Genomic DNA, 25,739 nt, shown 5'->3' on the forward strand with positions numbered 1-25,739 from the left:
GGTCTCAGGGGAAGGGGATGGCCCCGGTCAGCGCGGCGGCGATCAGGGCGACGAAGGACAGGGCGATGGTCCAGGGCCAGGCGAACCGTTGCAGCGACCCGACATCCGTCCTCAGCAGACTGGCCACGAAATAGATCGGCGCGATCAGCGGGCTCAGCGAATGCATCGGCATGCCGATCAGGCCGGCGCGGGCGATGACCTCCGGCGCCACGCCATGGGCCGCGCCGGTGTGGCCCAGGATCGGCAGGACGCCGAAGTAGAAGGCGTCGGTCGACAGGATGATCAGCAAGGGCATGCTGAGCAGGGCCGAGATATAGCCGAAGAAGGGCCCCCAGCTTTCGGGCACGACGGAGATCAGGCTGTCGGCCATGGCCTTGACCATGCCGGTCTCGTCCAGAATGCCCGTAAAGGCGCCTGCGGCCAGCACGAGGGTGACCAGCATCATCACGGTCGCGCCGTGCGGCTTCAGCCGTTCCTGCTGTTCCTTGATGTTGGGCAGATTGACCGTCACGGCGATCGCGAAGCCGACCATCACGAGGGCGGGCAGGGGCGCCAGCCCGGCCGCCAGACTGCCCATCATCCCGACGGTCAGCAGCAGGTTGAACCAGAAGTTCCGCGGCGTGATGACCTTGCGCTCGCGCGGGAGGAGGTCGTGTTCCTCCAGCTCCGGCCCCGACGCCACGGCCAGTCCGGCGAGGCGACGACGCTCCGACAGGCCGAGGTAGTAGGCGAAGATCAGGGTCGCCACGAGCGAGATGATCAGGGCCGGGATCATCGGCCCCACGATATCGGCGACATCGACCTTCAGCGAGATCGCGGCGCGCGCCGCCGGTCCGCCCCAGGGCAGCCAGTTCATCAGCGGATTGATGAGCCCCAGCATCAGGGCGATGATCAGGGGGTTGATGCCGACCCGGCGATAGATTGGATACATCGAGCTGATGGTGATCAGGACCGCCGTGGCGCCGTCGCCGTCGAAGCCGACGATCATGACCAGCACCGCCGTCCCCACCACGATCTTGACCGGATCGTCGCCGACCAGCTTCAGAATGCCGTTGATGAAGGGCTCGAACAGGCCGGCCTCATACATGATAAGGAAGTAGAGCAGGGCAAAGACCAGCATCACTGCGGTCGGTGCGGTCTGGATGATGCCCTTGACCATCATCTCGCCCAGGCCGAAGCCGAAGCCGCCCAGCAGGCCGAACACCACGGGGATCAGGATCAGGGCCGCCACCGCCGACAGGCGGTTGGTCATGACCAGGGCGATGAACAGCCCGATGGTGGCAAAGCCCAGTAGCGCCAGCATGTCTTCCGTCCCTCGGTATGGTCTTTTCGTTGTTCGGGCGCGTCTGAACGAGTTTCGTTTCGCTCGCGCCGATCCCTCAACCTAGGCCATGGCGGCGTTCTAAGCGCCCCTTACGGCCCTGATCTATCCATTCGGGTTTTGCATGGCGACGGCTGCCAAAGGTCTAGGCTTTGGTCACCAGATCCGCCGACAGGGTGGCGTTCGGGCCGTCGCTCCCGCGCGCGGCCATCAGGCGTGCGCCCTCGCCGGACAGGATGTCGAACAGCAGCTCCGGCGCATTGGCGCGAAGGGTCAGGGCCTGGGATTCCTGCTCGCCGGCGATCACGATTTCCCGCGCACCGGCGGCCAGACCGTCCACAATGACCTTGGCCGCGACGGCGGGGTCGATGCCCGCCGCGATATTGCCGTCGGTGGTCCCCAGGGGCGAACCGTCGCCGGTCAGGGCGTTCGCCGAGACATTCGTCTGGACATAGCCCGGCATGATAGTGGTGACCCGAACGCCGCAGGAGGCCTCCAGCTCGGCGCGCAGGGCGTCGAAATAGCCGATGCAGGCGTGTTTGGCGGCGCTGTAGCCGGTGCGCAGCGGCGTCCCGACCTTGCCGGCGACGGAACTGATCACCGCCACATGGCCACGCCCCTTGGCGATCATGTCCGGCAGCACCAGCTGGGTCAGACGCAGCGGAGCGAAGAAGTCGATCTCCATCAGGTCGCGATAGACCTCGAATCGAGTGTCGACGGCCAGGCTGCGCTGGCTGACGCCGGCGTTGTTGATCAAGAGGTCGACGCCGCCGCGCCAGGCGAGGGCGGCCTCGACCACGTAGGGCAGGGCGTCGTAGTCGGTGGCTTCGAACGGCAGAACCAGCGCATCCCCGGCGATGTCGCGCGCGACCCTGTCCAGGGCCTCGACCCGACGCCCGGACAGGATCAGGGCCGCGCCGCGCGCCGCCGCCTCCCGCGCCAAGGCCTCGCCGATACCGGACGAGGCGCCGGTGATCCAGACTGTCAGGCCCGCCCAATCCGTCGCGTCATCCGCCACGTCGTCACCTTCCCGTTCGGCCATCGGCCACCACACAGCCCGGGGCGGGCTCGCCCCCTGACAAGACCGCAACCACGGACTCGGCCGCGATCCGGTTCGTCCGGTTCAGCCCTTCGCGCGAGGACGCGGCGGCGTGCGGCGTGGCCACGACATTGGGCAGGGCGAGCAAGGCGTTGGTGACCTCCATGAAGGCCGGATCGCTCTCGCTGACGAAGACGTCAAGGCCGGCCCCGGCCAGATGTCCGGACCGCAGGGCCTCCAGAAGATCGGCGTCCTGGACCAGGCCGCCGCGCGCGGCGTTGATCAGGATGGCGCCCGGCTTCATCCGGGCCAGGGCTTCGGCGTTGATCAGATAGCGGGTCTCGGCCGTCAGCGGGGCGTGAAGGGAGATGTAGTCGCTCTCGGCCAGCAGCCGGTCCAGATCGACATATTCGACGCCCGTCGCCGCGGCATAGGCCGGATCGGGATCGGCCGTGACGGCCAGGACGCGGGCGTCAAACCCGCCCAAACGTTTGACCAGGCTCTTGCCGATCCGCCCCAGGCCGATGACCCCGACGGTCTTCTCATAGAGATCCGAGCCGGTGAGGATGCTCCATTTGCCGGCCTGCATATTGGCCTGGGATTCCCGCAACCGCTTGGCGATGGCCAGCATCATCCCGATGGTGTGGTCCGCGACGGAGGCGTCATTGCCGCCCGCGCCGATGGCCACGACCCGGCCGAGGTCCCGGGCGGCGTCCAGATCGACCCGCTCATAGCCCACGCCTCGACGCGAGATGATCTGCAGGCGGGGCAGGGCCTCGAGCAGGGCGCGGGTGACCCGGGCATGACCGACGATCCAGCCGTCCGCGTCCGCCAGCAGATGGACCAGCTGGTCGTGACTCAGGTCCCCGTCCGCCGTCCCGGGCGCGAGATCGACGATCGCCACCTCGCAGCCGTTGTCTTCCAGATAGGCGATCGTGGCCTCGTCGAAGAAGCGCTGCGTGACGACGACGCGATGGCGGGAAGCGGACATTCGGGCTCTCTGTTTGGCCGGTGACAGTCAATAGCTGGAGCGACGCCCGCTGGCCAACCAGGGGCGCTCGGCGTGATAGGCGGCTTCGAAGGCGCGGATCCGGTCGGCGTCTTTCAGAGTCGCCCCGACCCCGTCCAGATCCTCAATGAGCCTGAGCTTGAGATTCGCGTCGATGTTGAAGTGAATTTCGCCGTCGGCGGTGGTCAGGGTCTGGGCGGGGAGGTCGATGGTCAGGCGGTTGCGGGCGGCGTCCGAGACCAGGACCAGAAGGCTCGCGATCTCCTCGGGCGACAGGGTCACGGCCAGCAGCCCGTTGCGGGCGCAGTTGTCGTAGAAAATGCCGGCGTAGGTGGTGCCGATCAGGGCGCGGATCCCAAGCTGACGCAGGCCCCAGACGGCATGCTCGCGGCTCGAGCCACAGCCGAAATTCGGGCCGACGACGAGGAAGGCGGCATCGGTCCAGCCGGGCTGGTTCAGGATGAAGGCCGGGTCGGGGCGGCCATCCGCGTCGAACCGCAGCTCATGCAGGACGCCGATCGCCAGGCCTTCGCGATCCACGCCCTTCAGATAACGCTTGGGCATGATGACGTCGGTGTCGAGGTTGGCGGCGGGCAGGGGCGCCGCCGTCCCGGAGACGATCGAAAAGGACTCCATGGTCACCGGTCCAGTCGTCGGCTGTCAGTCAGCCGCCCCGCAATCGCCGCCGCCGCCACCATGGCCGGGCTCATCAGATGGGTGCGGCCGCCGAGGCCCTGCCGCCCCTCGAAATTGCGATTGGTGCTGGAGGCGCAGCGTTCGCCGGGAGCCAGGACGTCGTCGTTCATGGCCAGACACATGGAGCACCCCGACTGGCGCCACTCGAAGCCGGCCTCGCTGAAGATCTTGTCCAGACCTTCGCTTTCCGCCTGGCGCTTCACCGCGCTCGACCCGGGCACGACCATGCCCCGGACGCCCTCGGCGATGCGTCGGCCGCGCAGGACGTCAGCCGCCTCACGCAGGTCTTCTATGCGGGCGTTGGTGCACGAGCCGATGAAGGCGCGGTCGATGGCGACGGCTTCCAGCGGCATGCCCGCCGTCAGGCCCATATAGTCCAGCGCCCGCTTCAGATCGCGGCGAACGGCGTCATCGGGCTCGGCTTCGGGGTCCGGAACCACGGCGCCGATGGGCAGGGCCTGATCCGGACTGGTCCCCCAGGTCACCATGGGCTCGATCCGGGCGCCGTCCAGGATCACTGTACGGTCGAACAGGGCGTCGGGATCGCTCCTCAGGGTTCGCCAGACCGCGACCGCATCCCGCCAGGCCTCAGCCGTGAGGCCCGTCTTGTCCTTCAGATAGGCGAACACCTTGTCGTCGGGCGCGACCAGGGCGCCGCGCGCGCCGCATTCGACGGCCATGTTGCAGATGGTCATACGGCCTTCGACGCTCATGGCCTCGATCACCGCGCCGCAGAACTCGATCGCGAACCCCGTCGCGCCCGCCGCTCCGATTTCGCGGATCAGGGCCATGACGACGTCCTTGGGCGCGACGCCGGGACCGAGGGCGCCGGTCACCTCGACCCTGAGGGTCTGAAGCCGGCTGTAGGTCACGGTCTGGGTCGCCAGATAATGCTCGATGTCCGAGGTTCCGATGCCGAAGCCGAGCGCTCCGAGCGCGCCATAGGTCGTGGTGTGGGAATCGCCCGCCGCGATCACCATCCCCGGGAGGACGCGGCCCGTCTCTGTCATGACGACGTGTTCGATCCCCTGCAGCGGATGCAGGATGTCGTAGAGCTCGATGCCGAAGTCGCGGCAGTTCTCGTGAAAATAGTCCGTCTGCTTCTGCCCGCCCGGGTCGGGCATGGCGCGGACGCGGCGGGCGGCGGTGGGGTTGACGTGATCGACCACGCCGAGCGCCGCTTCGGGCCGCCAGACCGATCGCCCGGCCTCGCGCAGACCGGTGAAGGCCTGGGGGCTGGTGTATTCGTTGAGCACCGTCCGGTCGACATAGAGCAGCAGAGCGCTGTCGGCCGCGTCGAAACTGCGAACGCGGTGGTCGTCGACGAGTTTGTCGTAGAGCGTTCGTGACTGCCGCAACCGGAGCGTCCTTGTCGCTCCCCCGATCAGGAGCCGTCCGAAGTTAGCGGACGAAGCGGGGCTGCTGCATGCAAAGGCCAAATGGAATCATAGGCCAACGGGCAGGGCCTGAGGCTCGTTCCGGCGGCTCAAAAGGGTCAGGCGTTCGGCGTCCAGAATAGCGACGCGGCCGTATTCCGCGCGTACCAGGCCGTCGCGCTCCAGAGCCTTGAGATAGCGGTTCAGCGTCTGCCGGCTGACCCCGACCAGAACCGCCAGCTCAGCCTGCCGCAGCGCCGGGGCCCCAGAGCCGGTGTTCGCCGCCGCGTTCAGCAGGGCCTTAGCGAGACGCACGGGCGGCGGCTGCACCACGCGCTGGCCGATGAAGTTCAGGGACTCGCGCTGATGGGCGCAACCGAGCAGAGCGAGATTCCGCCAGAGCGCGGGTTCGGCCTCCGCCAGCCGCACAAACCTGGATTGCGGGATGTTGAGCGCCAGGGTGGGGCCAAAGGCGATCGCATCCTGGGGTCTGGGCCCGTCGTCCAGGGTGGAGAGTTCGCCGCACCAACTGCCAGGACCCAGACGCCGGATGACCACCTCGGACCCGCTGGTGGGATAGGCCATGAGCCGGACCTGCCCCTCGACCACGGCCCACAGGCCATTGGGCGGATCGCCGGCCCCATACAGACGCGCGCCGTCGGCCAGGCGCAGGGGCGTGGCCTGGTCGAGCAGCAGCGCCCGGCGAGGCGCGGGCAGGGCGCCGAACCAGCCGTCCGTCGCCATTGCGGCCCTCTGTTCGTCCGTCAGAGACATGGCGCGCCTCCCTCAATTGTCGCGAACGCGACAATCTCGGTTCCGGTCTGGAGATACCGTCGGCGAAACTCAAGGGAGAAACAAACATGACGGCCCAGCTGAAACCGGTTCCCACGCTTCGCGATCGCGTCTCGCCCGAGGAGTGGGCCCAACGTGTCGACCTCGCCGCCGCCTATCGGCTGGTGGCCCTCTATGGCTGGGACGATCTGATCTTCACCCATCTGTCGGCGCGGGTTCCGGGGCCGGAGCACCATTTCCTGATCAACGACTATCGCAACATGTTCGACGAGATCACCGCCTCGAACCTGATCAAGATCGACGTCGAGGGGAACATCGTCGATGACGCGCCGGGCGGGGTGGTCAATCCGGCGGGCTTCATCATCCATTCGGCCATCCACATGGCGCGCGAGGACGCCAATGCGGTGATCCATCTCCACACCCCGCACGGCCAGGCGGTCTCGGCGATGAAGGAGGGGCTGCTGCCCCACACCCAGACGGCCATGATCGCTCACCACGACGTCGCCTATCACGACCATGAAGGCATCGCCGAAGCCCTTGGGGAGCGCGAGCGCATCGTCGCCGACATGGGGGACAAGAGCGCCCTGATCCTGAGAAACCACGGCACCCTGACGGTCGGCGAGACCGTGGGTCAGGCCTTCCTGCGCATGTACATCCTGGAGCGGGCCTGCGAGGCCCAGGTGATGATGCTGGCCGCAGGCCGGGACGGGCTCAACCCGCCGCCTGAAGGGATTCCGGAAACGGTCGAGCGCCAGACCAAGGGTCCGATGGGCGCCTTGGCCGACCGCATCGCCTGGCCGGCCCTGCTGCGCCGTCTGGACCGCGTCAGCCCCGGCTACCGCGACTGAGGCGGCAAAGAGAAATCCCGGACGACGGGCGTCGTCCGGGATTTTGAGGTCGGTGGTCACAAGAAAACGCACGTCCCGTCTCCATCGGCGCAAGGCCCTGGGGAGACGCCAGGTTCGGGCCGGCTCAGTAGTTGTACCGCAGCGTGACCCCATAGGTCGGCGGCGGGTTGAACGACCCGAAGGTCACGCCGGCGAAGGTGCCCTCATAGGTCTTGGTCTGCTCGTCGGTCAGGTTCTTGCCCCAGACCGAGAAGGACCAGCGGTCCATCGGATCGGTGTAGATGACCCGGGCGTCGAGGAAGCTCGTGGGGTCGCGGATCTCCGGCGGCAGATTGCTCTGGTCGTCGTAGATCTTGCTTTCGTAGACGTAGTCGGCCGCCACCTTGATCTCGGCGCCCGAGGCCAGGTTGAAGGCATAGGCCGGCGACAGGGTGAACTTGTGATCCGGAATTCGGGTCAGGTGATTGCCGGAATAGTCCACCGAAACGCCGCTCTCGATCGTGGTGTAGTCGGTGAAGCGGGCGTGGGTGTAGGCGTAGGTCGCATTGACCGAGAAGCCGTTGCCCGGGTTCCAGCCGAACTCGGTTTCCAGACCCTCGATGCGCGCCTCGCCGGCGTTGGCGGTCTTCAGGCCGGTGCCCGAGGGAATCCGGACCTGCAGATCGGTGTAGTTGGCCAGATAGACCGAGGCGTTCAGGGTCACCGTGCGGTCGAGGAACTGGGTGCGGATCCCCAGCTCATAGTTGGTGATGAACTCGGGATCGTAGGGCACCACGGCCTCGGCCGAATCGCCCGGGCTTTCCTGGAAGCCGCCGCTCTTGAAGCCGCGCGAGACCGAGCCGTAGCCCATCACGTCCGGCGAGAAGTGGTAGTCGGCGCCGATCCGCCAGGTGGCCGCGCCCCAGTCGTCGCCTGCCGCCACGTTCGTGTACTCGTCGTTGACGTTGAAGGTGCCGGGCACATTGCTGAGGCCCGTCGAGACGATGTCCTTCTCGTCGCGGGTGTAGCGGGCGCCGCCGAAGACGTTCAGCTTTTCTGTGACCGGCCAGGTGATGTCGCCATAGACAGCGGTCGAGACGGTTTCGTTGTCCTGGGTGATGTATTCGTCGATGACAAGGCCGAAAAGATCTTCGAAGTCGAGCAGGGACGAGGCGGTCCGCCGGGTCTCGCCGTGGTAGCGGTACAGGCCCAGAACCCAGGTCAGGGTGCTGTCGGGCAGGGACTTCAACTGCAGCTCATGGCTGTCGATCTTGCTCTGCTCGTCGGTGCCGCCCGAGATGCCTCCGAGCCCTTCGGGCAGGCCGGTCGGGGTCGCCGAGCCGTCGAAATCATAGAGGGCGAAGTAGTCGAGATCGCGATAGGCGCCGAGGTAGCTCAGGGTCGCGAAGGGCAGGTCCCATTCGGCCTTGGCGCGAACGCCCCAGGTGTCGCGGTCCTGTTGTCCGTCGAAGGTCGAGTTGTTGAAGTCGCGATCCCAGTTGATGACATAAAGGCCGCTCAGCGCACCGCTGCCGTCGTCATAGAGGGCGCGGTTGGACGGGCCGTTGGCGCGGTCGCGGGCATAGTCGACGGTCAGGTTCAGGCGGAAGGTCTCGACAGGCTCGGCGCGCAGCTGGATGCGCGCGCTTTGCGAGTCCTGATCGTCGACCTCGCCTTCTTTGCCGCCGTCGACAATGCGGTCGACATAGCCGTCATGCTGGTGGATGCTGACGCCGATGCGCACCGCCGCCTTGCCGTCGGCGAAGGGGAGGTTGATCATCCCGGCCAGGTCGCGGCTGTTGAAGTTGCCCAGCGAACCCTCGGCGGCGGCTTCGAAGCTGTTGAGGTCGGGGCGGTTGGTGACGACGTTCACCGCGCCGCCGACGACGTTGCGGCCGAACAGGGTGCCCTGGGGGCCTTTCAGGACCTCGATGCGCTGCAGGTCGAAGCTGTCGAAATTGATGGCGGCCGGGCGGCCGTAATAGACTTCGTCGACGAAGACCGCAGAACTGGGGTCGCCGGCGGCGCCGCGGTCGGAGGACGACACCCCACGCACCGAAAGCCGGGGTTCGCTGGCGGGATAGGCGTCAAACTGGAGGCCAGGGGTCCGGCCCACGACGTCCTGGACCGTCTGGATGCGGGCCTCGTCGATCTGCTCGCCGCCCAGAACGGTAACGGTGACCGGGACGTCCTGCTTGTTCTGATCCCGCCGTTGGGCCGAGACGATGATGTCATCGACGGTGGTGGCCTGGGCGTCCTGCGCGGCGGGCGTCGCGTTCTGCGCCCAAACCGCCGCCGGCGCGCTTGCCAGCGCGACCACGGACACCCCCAGCATAAGGCCCTTGCGGCCGAGCCAAGCTTTCATTCTATCCTCCCGTCCCCGGTTTATCCGAGGTTCCGGAAACGGTATCCCGCCCCCGACTTTGTTCAAGGCATGATAATATAGCGAAAGTGCATCGCGCGAGCCGTTACCGAACGATCGGCGATATTTTGTTTAGGGTTTCTTCCGCTATTCTTTGGCGTTCGCGCCGAGCGGGAATTCATACTTGCGAATGCGAACGCATCGCCGTGCGGTCCCGGCATTCGGGCCCTGACGCCACCAGCTTACACCGTCGCCGTACCGATCTTTATGCGAGTTTTCTATCGTTTCATTTGGCGGGCGAGGGGGCTCAGAGCCCCTCGCTCCAGACCGGGGCGTTCATCGCCTTGAAATGTCCCAGACTTTCCGGAGCGCCGAAGCGGTTGATCACCTCGGCGTCCGTGAGCGCCTGGCCGGTGCACTCGGCCGAGGTCCGCATGGCCAGCAGAACGGCCGCTTCGACATAGCTGTCCGGCGGCGAGACCCGGTGGGCCCGGGTCTGCAGGACTTCAGCCGGTCGCGACTCCTCCCAGCCCGGCGTCCGGATCGCCGCGACGGGGCGCAGGGCGTTCACCGCGATGCCGTTCTCGCGCTGTTCCTCGGCGAATCCCACGGTCATTCCGGCGACGGCGCGTTTGGTGGCCCCATAGTGGCTGATCCGTTCGGCGGCGACCGAGGACACGGTGATGATGTTTCCGCTCCGGTTCTGGATCATCGACGGCAGGACGGCGCGAATGGCGTGGAAGACGCCGTGCACATTGACCCGGAACTGCCGCTCCCAGTCCTCCGCGCTGATCGTCGAGAAGGATCCCGGCGCATAGTAGACGGCGTTGGTCATCAGGATGTCGACGCGCCCGAAGCGATCGAGAACCGCATCGACCATGGCCTGGATCGACGCCGGATCGGCGACGTCGCAGATGACCGGAAAGGCCACGCCGCCCGCCGCCTCGACCCGGCCGGCCGTGTGGGCGAGGGTGTGCGGCTCCTCGCCTTTGGACCGGGCGGCGATGACGACCGCCGCGCCCTCGGCTCCAAATCCCTCGGCGCACCAGGCGCCCAGGCCACGGCTGGCGCCGGTGATAATCGCGACCTTGTGCGCCAGCCGTCCCGCCATGTCCGTTCCTCAGTCTCAGGTTCCCAAGCCTTAGGCGGCGCGCGAAGGCAGGCCCAGCCGAGGCGTTGAATGAAACCATTCGGGGGAGGGGCATGCATCTGACGCATGATCAGATGAGCAAATCGCATCCTGAACAGGGCCTGGGGTCGCTAGTCTCAAACCGACGCCGGGCTTGCGGCGCGCGACCCGGAAGTCCTGAGTTGAGCCTGTTCGACGATCTTGAAGCGGTGCTGGGCGCCGGCAATGTGCTGCGGGGCGAGGCGGCCCGGGAGAAGGTGCACACCCTCTACTATCCCGTCGGAACGCCTCTGGCGGTGCTGCGGCCCGGCACGACCGACGAGCTCTCGCAGGCGCTGCGCCTTTGCAACGCCGCAGGCCAGCCGGTCGTACCGTTCGGCGGTCTGACCAATCTTGTCGAAAGCGCCCATGCTCAGGACATGATCGCGATCACGCTGGAACGCATGGCCCAGGTCGAGGTCATCGACACCGTCAACTCGGTGATGACGGTTCAGGCCGGTTGCAAGCTTCAGACGGCGCAGGAGGCGGCCGAGGCCGTCGATCTCTTCTTCCCCGTCGACATCGGCGCGCGGGGCTCGGCGACCCTGGGCGGTGTCCTGTCCACCAACGCGGGCGGCAACCGGGTGCTGCGTTGGGGCATGATGCGCGACAATGTCCTGGGGCTGGAGGCGGTGCTGGCCGACGGGACGGTGATCAGCAGCCTGAACAGTCTGCTCAAGAATAACGCCGGCTACGACCTGAAGCAGCTGTTCATCGGCTCGGAAGGCACGCTCGGGGTGGTCACCCGCGCGGTGCTGCGCCTGCGGACCCGGCCGACGAGCCAGTGCACGGCCCTGGTGGCGGTCGAAGATTTCGAGGCTCTGCCCAAGCTGCTGGAGGCGGCGCATCGGGGGTTGGGCGGCACGCTCTGCGCTTTCGAGGTGATGTGGGGCGACACCTATCGCCTGGCGACGACGGCCCCCGCGCCCGCCCTTCCGATCCTGCCGCATGGCCACGCCTACTACGCCCTGATCGAGTCCATGGGCGCCGATCAGGAGGCCGACGCGGCCCGCTTCGAGACCCTGCTCGGCGAAGCTTTGGAGGCGGGGCTCGTCGCCGACGCGGTCCTGGCCAAGTCGACCGCCGAGACCGCCGCCATATGGATGGTGCGCGAGGAGGGGACCGCCGAAACGGCCCGTCGCGGCGCCATCTTCCTGTTCGACGTCAGCCTGAAGATCGGCGACATGGAGGCCTATGTTCGCGCGCTCAAGGCCTCATTGGCCGACCGCTTCGGCGAGGCTGCGGACGTCTGGGTGTTCGGGCATCTGGGCGACGGAAACCTGCACATCAACATCAATATCCACGGCCCGGCCGAGGACGTCCGGCACGATGTGGAGGCGCTGGTCTACGAACCTCTGGCGCGCGTGAAGGGCTCGATCTCGGCCGAGCACGGGGTGGGGCTGCACAAGCGGGACTTCCTGCATGTATCCCGGTCGGCGGAGGAGCGGGGTCTCATGGCGCGGCTGAAGACCGCCCTCGATCCGAACCATATCCTCAATCCCGGCAAGATCTTCGTGATCGAGGGAGATGGGATCGCGGCGCCTGCGCACTGAGGTTCGGCCGCTTCGGTCAGAAGCGCCGGGACAGGGAAAGCGACAGGTTTCGAGGCCTCTGCGGCGTGGCGACGGTCTCGACGCCCACCAGGAACGGATTGCCATAGCCGAAGGTGTCGCCTTCGCCGCCGAACAGATTATCGATGCGCATCACCGCCGACCAGGCGCCGAGATCGACGCCTGCCGCCATCTCCGTCGTCGGATAGCCGCCCATATCCGTCCTGGTCTGCAAGGACAGTTGCTGGGTCGAGGCACCGACATAACCCACCGATCCGCTGATCCAGGCCCTGTGCCCACGAACTGAAAGACCACGGCGCGCGCTTACGGCGCCCAGAATGCGCGGCACGCCGGGGAGGTCGCCATCAATGGCCAGAGGGTAGCTGTCGTCGGATGCATCCAGCACGGGATTGCTGCCCATCAGGTTGAAGTCGATCCGAAGGGGACCGTCCTTCCAGACGCCTTCCAGCTCGATCCCCTCATTGCTGCCGGAGCCGATATTGGCGGTGAACGGCAGGCCATCGCTTGAGACCCGGTCGGACTGGATCGACCGCCAGTCGACGACGAAGGCGGCGAGGCGAAGGGCGATGCGGTCGTCGAAGGCTCGCCACCGCACGCCCAGCTCATAGCTGTGCAGGGTGTCCGGCCGGAAGGACCGATAGGGCTGCGAACCCGAACCAGGCTGGCCATAGGCCCCGTCCAGCAATGCGCCGCCGTTGAAGCCGCCGATGCGATAGCCTTGGCTGACCTGCCCGAAGATCAGGACATTGTCCCGCCAAGCGTATTCCACCACGGCCTTGGAGACGACGCCGTCATCCGTATTCTCGCCGTCAAAGGCGTCCGCGACGCCGCCGCGAAGCTGGGCGCGGGTGGAGGATTGCGTCGCGGTGTAGAAATACCGCCCACCGAGGATGAGCTTGAGATCGCGCAGCGGCGCCCAGGAGACCTCGCCGAACACCGCGCCTTCATTGGTCTCGTCCTGCTTTTCCGCCTGATAGAGACGGGCGTCGGGGCTCAGGTCGAGTACCTCGCCGGTGCGGTCGTGGCTGTAGTGCGATCCGTAAAGCCCCGCCAGCCAGCCGATCGGGTCCGAGGTGGGCGCCGCGACAGAGGCTTCGATGGCGAAGGCGCGAATGCTGTCGGCTTCGTCATAGGCCATGGGGCCGCCGCTCCCGCCGAAACGCCCGGCGGCGGTGGTGGCGTCATATCGGCGATCGAGGTCATGGCCCTGATAGGCGCTGGTCAGCCGGACGCGACCCCAGTCGTAGTCTCCGGTCAGGGCCAGGGACACGCCGTTGAAGTCGTTGTTGCTCGGCTCGCGCACCGACAGCGAGCGTTCGTAGGAGGGGAGGCGTTCGAACGCATACTGGCTGTCGTCGATGTGAAGCTCCTGGAACACCGAACCGAGCCGCGCTTCCCACCGATCGTTGACCCTCCACAGCAGGCTGACCCGGCCGCCGCTGCGGTTGGTGGCGCCGGTGTTGGTCAGATCCAGACCCGGGTCGTCGACCACCCCTTCCAGCACCTCTTCATAGAGCACCACCCGCAGGCCCAGACGATCGCGCAGCAGCGGAGCGTTGAACACCACATCGCCCGAATGGCCCGGCGCCGTGTCATCGGCGAACGTCAGCCCTGCCGTCACCTCGCCCTCCCAGGCGTCCAGACGGGGCTCGCGGCTGACCAGCTTCAGCACCCCGCCGATGGCCCCCGCGCCGTACAGCGTGCCTTGCGGCCCCCGCAGCAGTTCGACCCGATCCAGATCCACCAGTCTCAGGTCCGGGTCCGGCGCGTCATAGGTGAGGCGTGTATCGTCCAGATACAGGCCCACCATCGCCTGGGTCTGTCCTGTCAGGGCGCTGTCGGCCAGGCCGCGGACGAAAAGCTTGTTGCGGCCTGGCCCCAGGTTGGTGACCGTCAGGCCGGCCAGCCGGGTCGAGAGAGCCGCCGTGTCCAGCCGGGGCGCGGCCTCCAGCGACAGGCCGTCGACGGTCGAGAGGGAATAGGGGGCATCGGCCAGCGCCATGTCCCGCTTCGTCGCGGTGACGATCACGTCGCCGAGTTCGACGGCCTCGGGCTCGGGAGGCGGCGCGGGTCGCACCGGCGGTCGCGCGGCCGGACGACGGACGATCAAAAAGGTCCTGTCGTCGATGCGCCGGTAGGTGCAGCCGCTGCCCGACAACATCAGGCGAAGGGCCGCCTCGACCTCGAACATTCCCTGCACCGGCCGGGACCAGCCGCAGGCGGCGGCTTCGCCCGCGCCGATCGAGATTCCGGTCTGTGCGCCCAGGTTCAGGACGGCGCGGGCCATCGGCTGCGCCGGGATGCTCAGGCGCCGCGGGACGTCCGCCTGCGCCGCGCCGCAACCGAGTAGCCAAAGAAGGCCTGCCCCGAAGGCCTGTCGTCGAAATCCCGCCGTCATCAACAGATCAGCGGGGCCTGAGCTCGATCGTCCCGTCCCGCTGGACGGCGGTCACCGGGAGGAAGGCCTCGAGCCGACGGATGGTCGCCGCCTGACCTTCGGGCGCCTGGCCATCCAGCGCCAGAACGCCGGTAAACCGCAGATCGGCCGCCGTGCCCACGGCACGGATCGGCATCGGCCAGGCGCGGTTCAGGTCGGCGACGACCTCGGACAAGGGGCGGTTGTCATAGACCAGACGCCCGGTCCGCCAGCCGGCCGTCTCGGGGGCGACGGTCTCGACCTGAAGGACACCGTCGTCGTCACCGCGCTCGACGGTCTGGCCCCGTGTCAGCCGGACATTGTGGGCGGGGTTGGCGAGATCGGACACTCGCACGACGCCGCGCGTGACGGCGACGCGGGTCTCGTCCTGCCCTTGGCGAATGTCGAAGGCTGTGCCCAGCACCTCGACCCGGCTCTCGCCCACCGTGACGCGGAACGGGCGACGGGGGTCGTGGGCCACGTCGAAAGCCGCCTCAGCGGAGGCCATCTCCACCCGCCTCTCGCGCCGGTCCAGCCGAACGGACAGCCGCGACCCGCCGTTCATGAAGATGGTCGAGCCATCGGCCAGCGTCAGGGTGCGCTGCTCGCCAGGGGCAGTGACGTAGACATCGGTATGGCTGCCCAGCGACGGCGCCAGCAAGACGGCGACCGCCACCGCTGCGGCGATGGAAATCCCGCCGCCGACCCAGCGCCAGGGTCTCGCGCCCTGCGCCGGCTTCCGGCTTGCGACCCGGCGAGCCGATGCTGTTTCCGGCGTCGCGGCGGCGGCCGCCGCGCGTGTCAGGGCCGCGTCCAGCGCCGCCCGGTCGTCGTCGAGCGCCGCGAGCAGACCTTCGGCCCGGGTATAGGCCTCCGCATGGTCAGGCGAGACCGCCAGCCAAGCTTCCAGCGCCAGGAAATCCGCTTCCGTGGCCTCGTCTCCGGCTAGCCGCACGGCCCAGGCCGAGGCCTGTTCCATGACGGACGGGGAAGGTTCATCGCGGCGGGTCATGCGGTTTCGATCAGACGGGCAGGACGTCCGAATGGGCGTCCGGATGAAGAGACGCCGCGACTGGCGGCGCCCCACAAGAGAAAATGGCGAAATCTCGACATCATGGCCATCCGACCTGTTCCAGCAGGCGGGCCAGCACCGTGCTGACGTACTTCTCGGCCGAGCTTCGGGACACCCCCATCCGGGCGGCGACCTCGGCATGGGTCAGGCCGTCGATCTTGTGCAGACGGAAAGCCTCGCGCGCCTTGGCGGGCACGCCTTCCAGGGCGGCGGCGACCTGATCCAGCTTCAGACGCGCCCAGGCGGCGTCCTCGGGCGAGGGGGCGTCGACGACGGCGATTCCGTCCACGGCGGCGCCGGAGGCGTCGGTCCAGGCCTTGTCGCGCTCGGTCGCCCGCCGGCCGCCCCGGATGGCGTCCAGCATCAGATTGCCGCCGATCCGGTAGAGGAAGGGCAGGGGCGACTGGACCCCGGCCGCCGCTTCGTCCGGCATCGACTGCAGCCGCACATAGATGTCCTGGACGATGTCCTCGGCGCGGTCCTGCGAGCCGGTGCGCGTCGTGAAGAAGCGGACCAGTGCTGGGCGGCGGTCGAGGTAGACCGAGAGCAGTTCGGCTTTGGGACCTGGCGTCAACTGTGGGACCTGTGCATGCGTGACGCGACGATCAGACCGCCTGTTTCGAACGGCTTTCCGCGTCGCGCAATGCCCCTCTCCGATTATTTCCATTCGCCATTGCGAGGGTTCGCGCCCGGCGGCGTCATTGACGGAGCGCCAGATCAGCGAGCGCGATCCATCGAGACGAGACGACCATGCCCCTGCCGCAATCGCAACGCGCCGACGACCTTTCCACGCCCGCCTCTTCGGAAGAAAGCGCAGCGCTTCGACGCGTCCAGCTGCGACGCAAGGCGCTGCTCGCGGTCGTGCTTGTGCTCTTCGTCGGCGCCGCGGCGGTCATCCGCCCACTCGCGGAAGAGACCATCTTGCACGCGCTTCTTGTCGGCGTCGGCCAGTTCGCCATCTTCGCCGCCATCGTCGGACGCGGCTGGTGCTCGCTCTATATCGGCGGCCGCAAGACGCATGAGATCGTCAGGCGGGGCCCTTATTCGGTCAGCCGCAATCCCCTCTATGTCTTCAGCTTCCTGGCGGCGTTCGGCGTCGGCGCCCAGACCGGCAGCCTGATCCTCGCACTCGGCGCCCTGGCCCTGACCTTCGTGGTCATGCAGGCGACCGTGCTGCGCGAAGAGGCTTTCCTCTGTGGGGTCTTCGGGACCGATTATGAGGGCTACCGGGCGACGACGCCGCGATACTGGCCGCGTTGGTCGCTCTGGCGCGACGATCGCACGCTCGAGATCGACCCCTGCCGCTTCGTCACGACGATCCTGGACGGCGCCATCATGCTGGCCGCGATCCCCTTGCTGGCGGCCTTGTCGGGCGCGCGCTTCGAGGGCTTGATCCCGACCCTTCTGACCCTGCCCTGAGGGCGTCAGCCCGAGCCGCTCGGGCTCCCCTTTCTGCCCTCAAACCTCCCCCGACAAGCTTCCACCCCGCGTCGTTCTCGACGGCGCATCGCTTTCGCTTGCCTGTTTTCCAACCCCGGAGACCCTGATGTTCAGACCCCATATCGTCCTTGTTCCGCTCCTGGCCGCCACCGGCCTCGCGGCCTGCCACACCACCCCCGCCCCCAGCTCGGGCTACCTCGCCAGCTATGACGGTTTCGAGCGGCCGGGCAGCCGCAGCGCCTCGATCAGCCAGCGCCGCGACGACCCCGCCTCGGACGCCGTCGCCTCTGTCTTCCTCCAGCCCGCCGTCTTCGCCCCGGGCGTCGGCGACCGGCTGACCCCGACGGAGCGCCTGCGGGTGCTCAACGAGGTCGATCGCCAGATCTGCTTCGAAGTCAGCGAGCGCTTTACCATCGCACCCCAGGCGTCCGCTGACGCAGCGGTTATCCGGACCGCGGTGGTCCGCCTTCAGACGACCGGGCGTATCGGGTCCGCGGCCAGCGCCGCCGTCGGCTATTTCGTGCCCGTGATCGATCTGCGCGCCCCGGGCGCCACCGGCGGCCTGGCCATCGAGTCCGAACTGCTTGAGGCCGGTTCGGGGCGCCAGCTTGCCGCCGTCTCCTGGGCGCGCAACGCCCAGTATGTCGGCCGGGATTCCCCTTCGCTTTCGCGCATCGGCGACGCCTTGCAGATGGCCGAGCCCATGGGCGACGCGGTCGGCGACGCCTTCGCCAGCAAGGCGCGCAAGGTCCATGACATTCCGCGTCCCGACCCCTGCGCCGCCTATGGTCCGCGCCGCAACATCGGTCGCATGGCCGCCGGCTTCGCCGTGGGCCAGGTCACCGGCCTCTATCACCCGGAAATCGAGGTTGCCGGCGTCCGGGCCCATCCGAGCGCGGCGGGGCAAGGGTCGGCTGATCCGCAGTCGTCGTCTCAAGGGGACTGACATGGAGCGCGCGCTTCTTTCCCGGCCCGGGGTGCTTGCCGCGCCTCAGACCGCCGCGCCTCAGGCTCTGGTGATCAACGTCGCCGACGCCCACGGGCTCGACATCGTCCGGCGTCTGGCTGAGCTCGGTGTCGGGGTTGTGATCCACTTCACCGCCCATCGCCGGTCGGTGAACCGGCTGGTTCAGGACATCTGGGATCAAGGCGGCTGGGTCAGGGCCTTTGACGGCTCCGGCGCTGTCGACGGAACCGGCGAGGCGTCGCTCCACGCGGCCTGGGCGACCCTCGGCGGCGGCCGGATGGTCTTCGACGCGTCGAGCCCGCCGACGTCATCGGCGGCTCTGAGACCGGCACGGCGTCCCCGGGCTGTTCTCGAGGCCGAACCCTTCGGCAACTGGGGCCGGGAGGAGAACCGGCCTTGACCGTCGTCATCGAGATTCCGGCCTCCCGAAGCGACGCCAGACGGGAAGGAAGCGCACGGCTCGGCCAGGGCTTTCTGTGGAACAGCTGGTATGTCGCGGCCGTGAGCGGCCAACTGGCGGCGGGAGAGCTGCTGCCGCGCCAGATTCTGGGCCTTCGGGTGTTGTTGGGGCGGACCCCGACCGGCGAGGTCTGGGCGCTCAACGACCGGTGCCCCCACAGGGCGGTTCCCCTGTCGGCGGGACGGACGGTTCGTGGCGCACGAGGCGAAGACCTGATTGAATGCCCCTACCATGGGTGGCGTTTCCGCACGGACGGGGTCTGCGCCTCGGTTCCCGCCAACGCTGACCCGGACTTCACCGTTGAGACGATCCGCGTGTCGGCTTTCCGGGTCGTGGAGACCCATGGGCTGATCTGGATCTGGATGACCCAGGACCGCGCGGAGCCCGACCATCCGCCGCCGGTCATTCCCGGGATCGTCGGTCGCAAGCCTCTGGCCGTGGCGACGATCGCCTATCCGGTCCATGTCGACCACGCCATCCTGGGCCTCGTCGACCCCGCCCACGGCCCCTACGTCCATCGTCAGTGGTGGTGGCGAAAGCCGACGCGCGCGCGGGTGAAATCGAAAGCCTTCGTCGCTTCGCCTCTGGGTTTCACTATGGTCGGCCATGCGCCGTCCGAAAGCGGGCGGCTCTATCGGCTTCTGGGAGCCTCGCCGGTCACTGAAATCGTCTTCCGCCTGCCCGGGCTGCGGTGGGAGCATCTGCGTCTGGGCGCCCGGTCAGTCCTCGCCCTGTCGGCCATGACGCCCGTGACGGATCATGAGACCCGAATGACCCAGATCGTCTGGTCGGATTTCGGAGCTTTGCGCTTCCTGGCGCCGCTGGTGCGGTTTGCGGTTCACCGCTTCCTTCAGGAAGACGAGGTGGTGATCACCGCCCAGAGCAGGGATCTGAAGGACAGCCCGCCGTTCCTGTGGGTGGGGGACGCCGATCAACAGGCGCGGTGGTACGTTCAGTTGAAGCGGGAATGGCTGGCCAGCCGAGGCGAGGATCGGGCGTTTGTGAACCCGGTGAAAGCCAGGCGACTGAGCTGGTCAAGCTGACACGTAAAATGTCAGGGGATTTGGGCTCCGGGCGAGACCACAGCCTGCTTGGTCGGTCACGCCGCGAACCCATGTGTCGCGGGAACTGCGCTGCCGACCCGGAGCCTGATGGCCGGGCGAGCCGGGCCGGCCAAGCCGCAATGTTGCCATAATGAAACGTCGGGCGTAGTCTCCAATGACACCGGTATCAGAGGGAAAGCTCTCAATGCCGCAACGCCCGTTCACGCGGGCAAACTCCGGACGGGGGCCGACAGAGTCGCCGCCGGGGACATGGGAAGAGGAACCCCAAGGATGACCACCCGGAAGTTCGCACGCCTGGCCGGCGTTTCGCTCGGCGCCCTGACCCTGGCGCTGGCGGTTGACGCCCGCGCCCAAACTCAAACACCGCCACAGGCCCCGGACGATGACGCCACCTCGGTGGACGAGATCGTCGTCACCGGCTTCCGCGCCAGCCTGGCCAACGCCCTCAACATCAAGCGGCGCGAGGCCGGCGTCGTCGACGCTATCTCGGCCGAGGACATCGCCGACTTCCCTGACACCAACCTGGCCGAATCCATCCAGCGGATCCCGGGCGTGTCGATCGACCGCGACGCCGGGGAGGGGCGCACCATCACCGTTCGCGGCCTCGGCCCTGACTTCACCCGCACCCGCATCAACGGCATCGAGGCCCAGGCCACGACGGGGGCGACCGATTCCTCGGGCGGCACCAACCGCGGGCGGGGCTTCGATTTCAACGTCTTCGCTTCCGAGCTCTTCAACAACATCACGGTGCGCAAGACCGCCTCGGCCGAGGTCGAGGAAGGCTCGCTGGGAGCCACGGTCGACCTGCGCACCAGCCATCCGTTCGACTATCCCGGCTTTACCGCCGCGGCCTCGGTCCAGGGCGGCTACAATGACCTGTCCCAGACCTGGAGCCCGCGCTACGCGGTCCTGGCCTCCAGCACCTGGTTCGATGGGCAACTCGGCGCCCTGGCCTCGCTGGCCTACAGCAAGAAGGACTCGATCGAGGAAGGCTTCTCCTCGGTCCGCTGGGGGCCGGCCAACGGCGACAACGGCTTCCAGAACCCGACGGCCCTGCCGGGCGGTTCGGCGGCGGCCGGCGGCCTCTACCACCCGCGCATCCCGCGGTACGGCCGCCTGACGCACGAGCAGGAACGCACCGGCTTCACCTTCTCGGCGCAGTTCCGGCCCAACAACGGCAAGACCCTGCTGACCTTCGACAGTCTGTGGTCGCAGCTGGATTCGACCCGGCGCGAAAATTTCCTTGAGGCCTGGTCCTTCAGCCGCAACGCCTCGCAGGGCGGCAAGCCCGAGGTCGACATCGTCGATACCGTGATCGATCCGGACACCGGCGAGATGATCTACGCCCGGTTCAACGACGTCGACATGCGCACCGAGAACCGCTTCGACATCCTGGAGACGTCCTACACCCAGAACACCCTGGCCCTGGAACAGTCGTTCACCGACACCTTGAAGTTCACCGGGACCATCGGTCGGTCCAAATCCGACTTCGGCAATCCGCTTCAGGTCGACGCCATCATCGATCACATCAATGGCGCGGGCTACAGCTGGGACTTCCGCCCGAACCACGATCTGCCGCTGATCAACTATGGCTTTGACGTCACCGACCCGAACGCCTGGAGCGTCACCGGCCCGACCGGCCTGCTGAAGTCGGAACTGCGTCTGAACACCAGCTACCAGACCAACATCTATGACACCGCCGAGGGCGCGTTCGAGTGGAACGCCACCGACGTCCTGACCTTCAAGGCGGGGGCCAGCCGCAAGAAGTACAGCTCGATCAGCACCGGCTACAGCCGCCTGAACAACGTCAACGACGCCCCGGCCTTGCCCGCGGGCACGACCATGGCCTCGGTGACCCAGCTGCTGACCGGCTTTGGCCGGAACCTGGACCTGCCGGCGGGTTCGGCGACCTCCTGGATCATCCCAGACCTGGACGCCCTGCGGAACCTCTGGAAGTGGGACTGCAACTGCAACACCGGCGTCGCCGGCGGCGACTTCCGCCTGCTGGGTCTGGACAATCCCGGCTCCTTCGCCAGCTTCCGCCAGGTCACCGAGACCGACACCGGCTACTGGGTCCAGGCGGACTGGGACACCACCCTGTTCGGCGTGCCCTTCCGCGGCAACCTCGGGGTGCGGCAGGTCAAGACCGAGCTGGAAGCCACAGGCTATTCGAACATCAACAACCTGCCGGTGCTGACGGTGGGCTCCAACGCGTATGACGACACCCTGCCGTCCCTGAACGTGGCGTTCGAGCCGATCGAGAACCTGCAGATCCGCTTCGCCGCGGCCAAGGTGATGGCGCGTCCGCCGATCACCAACCTGGTGCCGGTCTATACGCTCAGCGCCGCCACCGCGCCGAACCCTTCGGCCTCGATCGGCAATGTCGATCTGGAGCCCTATCGCGCCAAGACCTACGACGTGTCGGTCGAATGGTATTTCGCGCCGGAGTCCCTGCTGTCCTTCGCCTATTTCTACAAGGACATCTCGACCTTCGTTCAGACCACCCAGACGACCCTGCCTTACTCCCAGCTGACGGCGATCGACCCGGTGGCCTTCCCGGCCGGGGCGCGCGATCCGAACCTGAACCACGTCTTCTCGACCCAGGCCAATACGCCCGGCGGGCCGCTGAAGGGCTTCGAGATCAGCTATCAGCAGCCGTTCCGCTTCCTGCCGGGCCTGTTCTCCAACCTCGGGACCCAGCTGAACTATACCCACGTCGAGTCCGAGATCGACTACTGCACGACCGCGGCCTGCTCCGTCTATGTGACCGAGGACCTGGTGAACCTGTCGCCCAACGCCTGGAACGCCACCCTCTATTACGACGACGGCACGCTGAACGCCCGCATCTCGGCCGCCTACCGGGACGACTACTACCAGCAGGTTCCGGCGGCGAACGGCGGCACGCGCGGGATCGCGGTCACCGGCAAGACCGAGACCCTGTCGATCGACGGCTCGGCTTCCTATGCCCTGACCGACCACGTCACGGTGACGCTGGAAGCCATCAACCTGACCGACGAGCCGAACCGCCAGTACCACGGCGACCTCGGCGGCGAACGCAACTCGACCTATGTCTATCACCACACGGGTCGTCAGGTGTTCATCGGGGCCCGCTATAAGTTCTGACGGCGGTCTGCTCCCAAACAAGGCGGGCCCGGGTGCGATGCGCCCGGGCCCGTTTGCTTTTGGAAAGGCCCCGTGCCGTTCCCGGGCGGACCCGGAAACGACGGCAGGACGCCAGGTTACTGCGCCGAACGGACCTCGACCGGCAGGCCCAGGGCGTCGAGTTGGGGCTTCACGACAGAGGCGTCACCAACCACGACCCAGACGAACTGGTCGGGGTGGATGACCTGCCGGGCCGAGGCGTCCAGCTGGGCCGCGGTGAGGGCGCGGGTGCGGCTGGACAGGGTGGTCTGGTAGTCGTCCGGGCGGCCGTACAGGGCGTTGGACCGCAGGGCGCCGAGGATCTGGCCCGAGGTCTCATAGCTGCCGGCCAGTTGGCGGGTGTTGCCGTTGATGGTCCGCTCCAGCTCCTGCGGCGTGACGCCGTCGGTCTTCAGGAAGCGGTCGTACTGGGCGATCAGGGCCGCGACCGACTCGCCGGTCCGGTTCGACTGGACCGGGGCGTTGACGATGTAGGGCACGCGGTGCTCGAGCTGGTTGATCCCGCCGCGCACGCCATAGGACCAGCCCTTGGTCTCGCGCAGGTCCGAGTTGATCCGCGACAGGAAGTCCGAGCCCAGGGTGACGTTGGCGGCGTTCAGGGCCAGCAGGTCGTCGGTGCCCGACAGCGGCAGGACCGCACCGCCGTAGATCAGCGACTGCGGCGACTGCGGACGGTCGATCAGAACGATGCGGTTGGTCGGAGCGGGGACGGTGTTGGAGAAGGTCTTCGTCCCCTTGGCGACCGCCGGGTCGCGCCAGTCGCCGAAGGCGGCTTCCAGCTGCGGCGTGACCTGGGCCAGCGGCAGGTCGGACACCACGAAGATGGTCGCATTGTCCGGACGGATCCAGGCGTCGTGGGTGGCGACCAGATCGGCGCGGCTGAGCGCCGTGATGGTCTTGTCGTCGCCCGTGCCGGTGAAGGAGCGGCCATAGGGACTGTCGGCGCCGTAGAGCAGCGGCGGCAGGGCGCGGGCGGCGATGGAGCCCGGGTTGGTGCGCTCGCTGGCCAGACCGGACAGACGCTGGGCGCGGACGCGCTCGATCTCCGCCGGGGCGAAAGCCGGGTTGCGCACCACGTCCGCCAGAAGGGTCAGGGAGGGCGTCAGATTGGCGGTCACGGTCGACAGGTCGGCCGAGGTGCGGTCCATGGAGGCGCCGACGTTGATCGACGCGCCCAGCCGTTCCTTCTCCTCGGCCAGCTGGTTGGCGTCGCGGGTGGTGGTGCCCTCGTCCAGCAGATCCAGCATCATGGCCTGGGCGCCGAGGTGATCGGCGGCGTCGGCGGCATAGCCGGCGTCGAAATCGATGGCGACCTTGGTCGCCGGCACGGTGTCGACGTGGGCGTAGACCACCTTGATGCCGTTCGACAGGGTGGCGCGCTCGACGGCGGGGAAGACCAGATCCGGCACCTGGCCGATGGCCGGCATCGGGTCGCGGGCGACGCGCTGGATTTCGGGGGCCGGGATGGCGGCGGGCTTGTCGGCCGAGGCTTCGGCGTAAGGCTCACGCTCGCCGGGGGCGATGGTCATGTCGAAGACCGGACGGGTCAGCCAGCGCTGCATGACCGCGGTCACCTGGGCCGGAGTGACCGAGGCGTACTCGGCCAGCTCCTTCTTGTAGTGATCCGGATCGCCCGAATAGAGCTGGCCTTCGGCCAGGACGTTGGCCTTGCCGTTGACCTGTTCCAGGCTCTGGACGACGCGCGAGACATATTGGGTGGCGACGCGGGCGACCTCTTCCTCGGTCGGGCCCTTGGCGATGTAGTCGGCGACGATGGCGTCCAGCTGGCGGCCGACAGCGGCGGCGTCCTGACCCGGCTTCACATCGACCGAAATCTCGAAGATGCCGATGCGGTGGAAGTCCTGCAGGCCGGCCGAGACCGAGACGGCGGTCTGTTCGCCACGCACCAGCTGATTGTCGAGGCGCGAGGAGGCGAGGCCGCCCAGAACCTGGGCCGCGACAGACAGGGGCACGGAGTCGTCGCTGGTCAGGCCGGGAACGGCCCAGCTGCGCGTCAGGCGGGTGTTGGCGACCCGGTCATGCATGGTGGCCACGATCGGGGCGGCCAGGGTCGGCACCGGAGCCTCCGCCGGGGTGTTGACCGGACCGCGCGGAATGGCGCCGAAATACTTCTGGGTCAGGGTGCGGGCCTTGGCCTCGTCGATGTCGCCCGACAGGACGACGATGGCGTTGTTCGGGCCGTAGTTGTCGCGGAACCAGTTGCGCACGGTCTCGAGGCTGGCGGCGTCCAGATCGGCCATCGAGCCGATGGTCGAGTGGCGATAGGGGTGGCCTTCGGGGAAGAGGGCTTCCAGCTGGGCGTATTCGAACAGGCCATAGGGCTGGTTGTCTCCCTGGCGCTTCTCGTTCTGGACGACGCCGCGCTGCAGATCGAGCGTGTCCTGACCCAGGGCGCCGAGCAGATAGCCCATGCGGTCGCTTTCCAGGAACAGGGCCTGTTCCAGCGCCGGCGTGGGGACCGTCTCGAAATAGTTGGTGCGGTCGAACCAGGTCGTGCCGTTCAGGTTCGACGGGCCGAGGTTGCGCATCCGGCCGAGGTAGGAGCCCGGGGCGTTTTCCGAGCCGCCGAACATCAGGTGTTCGAACAGGTGGGCGAAGCCGGTCGAGCCGGCGGGCTCGTCCTTGGAGCCGACATTGTACCAGACGGACACGGCGACGACCGGCGCCTTGTGATCCTCATGCACGATGACCGTCAGGCCGTTGTCGAGGGTGAAGCGCTTCCACGGGATGTTGACCTCGGACACCAGGGCCGAGACGGGCGCGGCCTGCAGCTCGGGGGCCTGGGCGGCGGTGGCCAGGGCCGCGGCGGCGGGGGCGATGGCGGTTTGGGCCAAAACCGGCGCGGCGGGCGCGATCACGGCGAGAAGGGCGGCGAGGGAGACGGAGCGAAGACGCATAGGCAGACAGTCCTTTTCCTGAGGCGGTGGGACATTACCCTGAACGGCCCTTGGCGCAATCGCTACGCTGACGCGACGG

At 67.6% G+C, this 25,739-nt stretch carries 19 protein-coding genes; 7 read left to right on the top strand and 12 right to left on the bottom strand.

The window, feature by feature from the left end; all coding sequences use genetic code 11:
* Positions 1–4: 4 nt before the first annotated feature.
* The 6 genes from IFJ75_RS03200 to IFJ75_RS03225 form a co-directional block, all read right to left on the bottom strand.
* On the bottom strand, positions 5–1,303 hold the full coding sequence (locus IFJ75_RS03200; RefSeq protein ID WP_207871198.1) for a CitMHS family transporter: 1,299 nt from the start codon (positions 1,301–1,303) through the stop codon (positions 5–7).
* 163 nt (positions 1,304–1,466) lie between these two features.
* The gene (locus IFJ75_RS03205) at positions 1,467–2,363 is read right to left on the bottom strand and encodes an SDR family NAD(P)-dependent oxidoreductase (RefSeq protein WP_207871201.1); all 897 of its coding nucleotides are present in this window, start codon (positions 2,361–2,363) and stop codon (positions 1,467–1,469) included.
* Entirely contained in the window at positions 2,344–3,351 is a 1,008-nt protein-coding gene (locus IFJ75_RS03210; protein ID WP_207871203.1) for a phosphoglycerate dehydrogenase, read from the bottom strand. The genes IFJ75_RS03205 and IFJ75_RS03210 overlap by 20 nt, the downstream gene beginning before the upstream one ends.
* Positions 3,352–3,378: 27 nt before the next feature.
* Positions 3,379–4,005 carry a 3-isopropylmalate dehydratase small subunit gene (gene leuD / locus IFJ75_RS03215; RefSeq protein WP_207871205.1) on the bottom strand — a complete coding sequence of 209 codons (627 nt, stop codon included), beginning with the start codon at positions 4,003–4,005 and terminating at the stop codon, positions 3,379–3,381.
* A 2-nt stretch (positions 4,006–4,007) separates the two neighbouring features.
* Positions 4,008–5,423: a 3-isopropylmalate dehydratase large subunit gene (leuC, locus tag IFJ75_RS03220; protein ID WP_207871207.1), complete on the bottom strand. Its 1,416-nt coding sequence runs from the start codon at positions 5,421–5,423 to the stop codon at positions 4,008–4,010.
* An 87-nt stretch (positions 5,424–5,510) separates the two neighbouring features.
* Positions 5,511–6,215, bottom strand: coding sequence for a Crp/Fnr family transcriptional regulator (locus IFJ75_RS03225; RefSeq protein WP_207871209.1), 705 nt, complete (start codon positions 6,213–6,215; stop codon positions 5,511–5,513).
* A gap of 86 nt (positions 6,216–6,301) precedes the next feature.
* On the opposite strand from IFJ75_RS03225, the gene IFJ75_RS03230 reads away from it, so the two are divergent.
* Positions 6,302–7,081, top strand: coding sequence for a class II aldolase/adducin family protein (locus IFJ75_RS03230; protein WP_207871210.1), 780 nt, complete (start codon positions 6,302–6,304; stop codon positions 7,079–7,081).
* 124 nt (positions 7,082–7,205) lie between these two features.
* Here the strand turns inward: IFJ75_RS03230 and IFJ75_RS03235 are convergent, their stop codons facing one another.
* Entirely contained in the window at positions 7,206–9,425 is a 2,220-nt protein-coding gene (locus IFJ75_RS03235; RefSeq protein WP_207871212.1) for a TonB-dependent receptor, read from the bottom strand.
* 304 nt (positions 9,426–9,729) lie between these two features.
* Positions 9,730–10,533 (bottom strand): SDR family NAD(P)-dependent oxidoreductase, encoded by an 804-nt coding sequence (locus IFJ75_RS03240; RefSeq protein ID WP_207871213.1) that lies wholly within the window; start codon positions 10,531–10,533, stop codon positions 9,730–9,732.
* 200 nt (positions 10,534–10,733) lie between these two features.
* Here IFJ75_RS03240 and IFJ75_RS03245 point away from each other — a divergent pair, with 200 nt between their 5' ends.
* Complete coding sequence (locus IFJ75_RS03245) at positions 10,734–12,143, top strand: FAD-binding oxidoreductase (RefSeq protein WP_225896964.1); 1,410 nt, start codon at positions 10,734–10,736, stop codon at positions 12,141–12,143.
* Between the two features lie 16 nt (positions 12,144–12,159).
* Here the strand turns inward: IFJ75_RS03245 and IFJ75_RS03250 are convergent, their stop codons facing one another.
* The 3 genes from IFJ75_RS03250 to IFJ75_RS03260 form a co-directional block, all read right to left on the bottom strand.
* Complete coding sequence (locus IFJ75_RS03250; RefSeq protein ID WP_207871217.1) at positions 12,160–14,448, bottom strand: TonB-dependent receptor domain-containing protein; 2,289 nt, start codon at positions 14,446–14,448, stop codon at positions 12,160–12,162.
* A 118-nt stretch (positions 14,449–14,566) separates the two neighbouring features.
* The gene (locus tag IFJ75_RS03255; RefSeq protein WP_207871219.1) at positions 14,567–15,589 is read right to left on the bottom strand and encodes a FecR family protein; all 1,023 of its coding nucleotides are present in this window, start codon (positions 15,587–15,589) and stop codon (positions 14,567–14,569) included.
* Between the two features lie 100 nt (positions 15,590–15,689).
* Positions 15,690–16,223, bottom strand: coding sequence for an RNA polymerase sigma factor (locus IFJ75_RS03260; protein WP_225896965.1), 534 nt, complete (start codon positions 16,221–16,223; stop codon positions 15,690–15,692).
* A 176-nt stretch (positions 16,224–16,399) separates the two neighbouring features.
* On the opposite strand from IFJ75_RS03260, the gene IFJ75_RS03265 reads away from it, so the two are divergent.
* From IFJ75_RS03265 to IFJ75_RS03285, 5 genes are all read left to right on the top strand, one after another.
* On the top strand, positions 16,400–17,068 hold the full coding sequence (locus IFJ75_RS03265; protein WP_207871223.1) for a methyltransferase family protein: 669 nt from the start codon (positions 16,400–16,402) through the stop codon (positions 17,066–17,068).
* Between the two features lie 127 nt (positions 17,069–17,195).
* A complete protein-coding gene (locus IFJ75_RS03270) occupies positions 17,196–18,035 on the top strand; it encodes a DUF3313 family protein (RefSeq protein ID WP_207871225.1) in 840 nt (279 codons plus the stop codon).
* 1 nt (position 18,036) lies between these two features.
* Positions 18,037–18,456: a hypothetical protein gene (locus IFJ75_RS03275; RefSeq protein ID WP_207871226.1), complete on the top strand. Its 420-nt coding sequence runs from the start codon at positions 18,037–18,039 to the stop codon at positions 18,454–18,456.
* On the top strand, positions 18,453–19,559 hold the full coding sequence (locus tag IFJ75_RS03280) for an aromatic ring-hydroxylating oxygenase subunit alpha (protein WP_225896966.1): 1,107 nt from the start codon (positions 18,453–18,455) through the stop codon (positions 19,557–19,559). The genes IFJ75_RS03275 and IFJ75_RS03280 overlap by 4 nt, the downstream gene beginning before the upstream one ends.
* A gap of 291 nt (positions 19,560–19,850) precedes the next feature.
* Positions 19,851–22,703, top strand: coding sequence for a TonB-dependent receptor (locus IFJ75_RS03285; RefSeq protein ID WP_207871228.1), 2,853 nt, complete (start codon positions 19,851–19,853; stop codon positions 22,701–22,703).
* Positions 22,704–22,819: 116 nt separating this feature from the next.
* Here the strand turns inward: IFJ75_RS03285 and IFJ75_RS03290 are convergent, their stop codons facing one another.
* A complete protein-coding gene (locus IFJ75_RS03290; protein ID WP_207871230.1) occupies positions 22,820–25,660 on the bottom strand; it encodes a M16 family metallopeptidase in 2,841 nt (946 codons plus the stop codon).
* Positions 25,661–25,739 lie beyond the last annotated feature (79 nt).

It is taken from the genome of Brevundimonas goettingensis, assembly GCF_017487405.1.
In the GTDB taxonomy this organism is placed as follows: domain Bacteria; phylum Pseudomonadota; class Alphaproteobacteria; order Caulobacterales; family Caulobacteraceae; genus Brevundimonas; species Brevundimonas goettingensis.

What these genes read in the sequence shown, in the direction of transcription:
- IFJ75_RS03240 (WP_207871213.1), bottom strand. Translation starts at nt 10,533, where the DNA reads ATGGCGGGACGGCTGGCGCACAAGGTCGCGATTATCACCGGCGCCAGC.
- IFJ75_RS03225 (WP_207871209.1), bottom strand. Translation starts at nt 6,215, where the DNA reads ATGTCTCTGACGGACGAACAGAGGGCCGCAATGGCGACGGACGGCTGG.
- IFJ75_RS03290 (WP_207871230.1), bottom strand. Translation starts at nt 25,660, where the DNA reads ATGCGTCTTCGCTCCGTCTCCCTCGCCGCCCTTCTCGCCGTGATCGCG.
- IFJ75_RS03210 (WP_207871203.1), bottom strand. Translation starts at nt 3,351, where the DNA reads ATGTCCGCTTCCCGCCATCGCGTCGTCGTCACGCAGCGCTTCTTCGAC.
- leuD (WP_207871205.1), bottom strand. Translation starts at nt 4,005, where the DNA reads ATGGAGTCCTTTTCGATCGTCTCCGGGACGGCGGCGCCCCTGCCCGCC.
- IFJ75_RS03275 (WP_207871226.1), top strand. Translation starts at nt 18,037, where the DNA reads ATGGAGCGCGCGCTTCTTTCCCGGCCCGGGGTGCTTGCCGCGCCTCAG.
- IFJ75_RS03265 (WP_207871223.1), top strand. Translation starts at nt 16,400, where the DNA reads ATGCCCCTGCCGCAATCGCAACGCGCCGACGACCTTTCCACGCCCGCC.
- IFJ75_RS03230 (WP_207871210.1), top strand. Translation starts at nt 6,302, where the DNA reads ATGACGGCCCAGCTGAAACCGGTTCCCACGCTTCGCGATCGCGTCTCG.
- IFJ75_RS03235 (WP_207871212.1), bottom strand. Translation starts at nt 9,425, where the DNA reads ATGAAAGCTTGGCTCGGCCGCAAGGGCCTTATGCTGGGGGTGTCCGTG.
- IFJ75_RS03255 (WP_207871219.1), bottom strand. Translation starts at nt 15,589, where the DNA reads ATGACCCGCCGCGATGAACCTTCCCCGTCCGTCATGGAACAGGCCTCG.
- IFJ75_RS03200 (WP_207871198.1), bottom strand. Translation starts at nt 1,303, where the DNA reads ATGCTGGCGCTACTGGGCTTTGCCACCATCGGGCTGTTCATCGCCCTG.
- IFJ75_RS03285 (WP_207871228.1), top strand. Translation starts at nt 19,851, where the DNA reads ATGACCACCCGGAAGTTCGCACGCCTGGCCGGCGTTTCGCTCGGCGCC.
- IFJ75_RS03250 (WP_207871217.1), bottom strand. Translation starts at nt 14,448, where the DNA reads ATGGCCCGCGCCGTCCTGAACCTGGGCGCACAGACCGGAATCTCGATC.
- IFJ75_RS03205 (WP_207871201.1), bottom strand. Translation starts at nt 2,363, where the DNA reads ATGGCCGAACGGGAAGGTGACGACGTGGCGGATGACGCGACGGATTGG.
- IFJ75_RS03270 (WP_207871225.1), top strand. Translation starts at nt 17,196, where the DNA reads ATGTTCAGACCCCATATCGTCCTTGTTCCGCTCCTGGCCGCCACCGGC.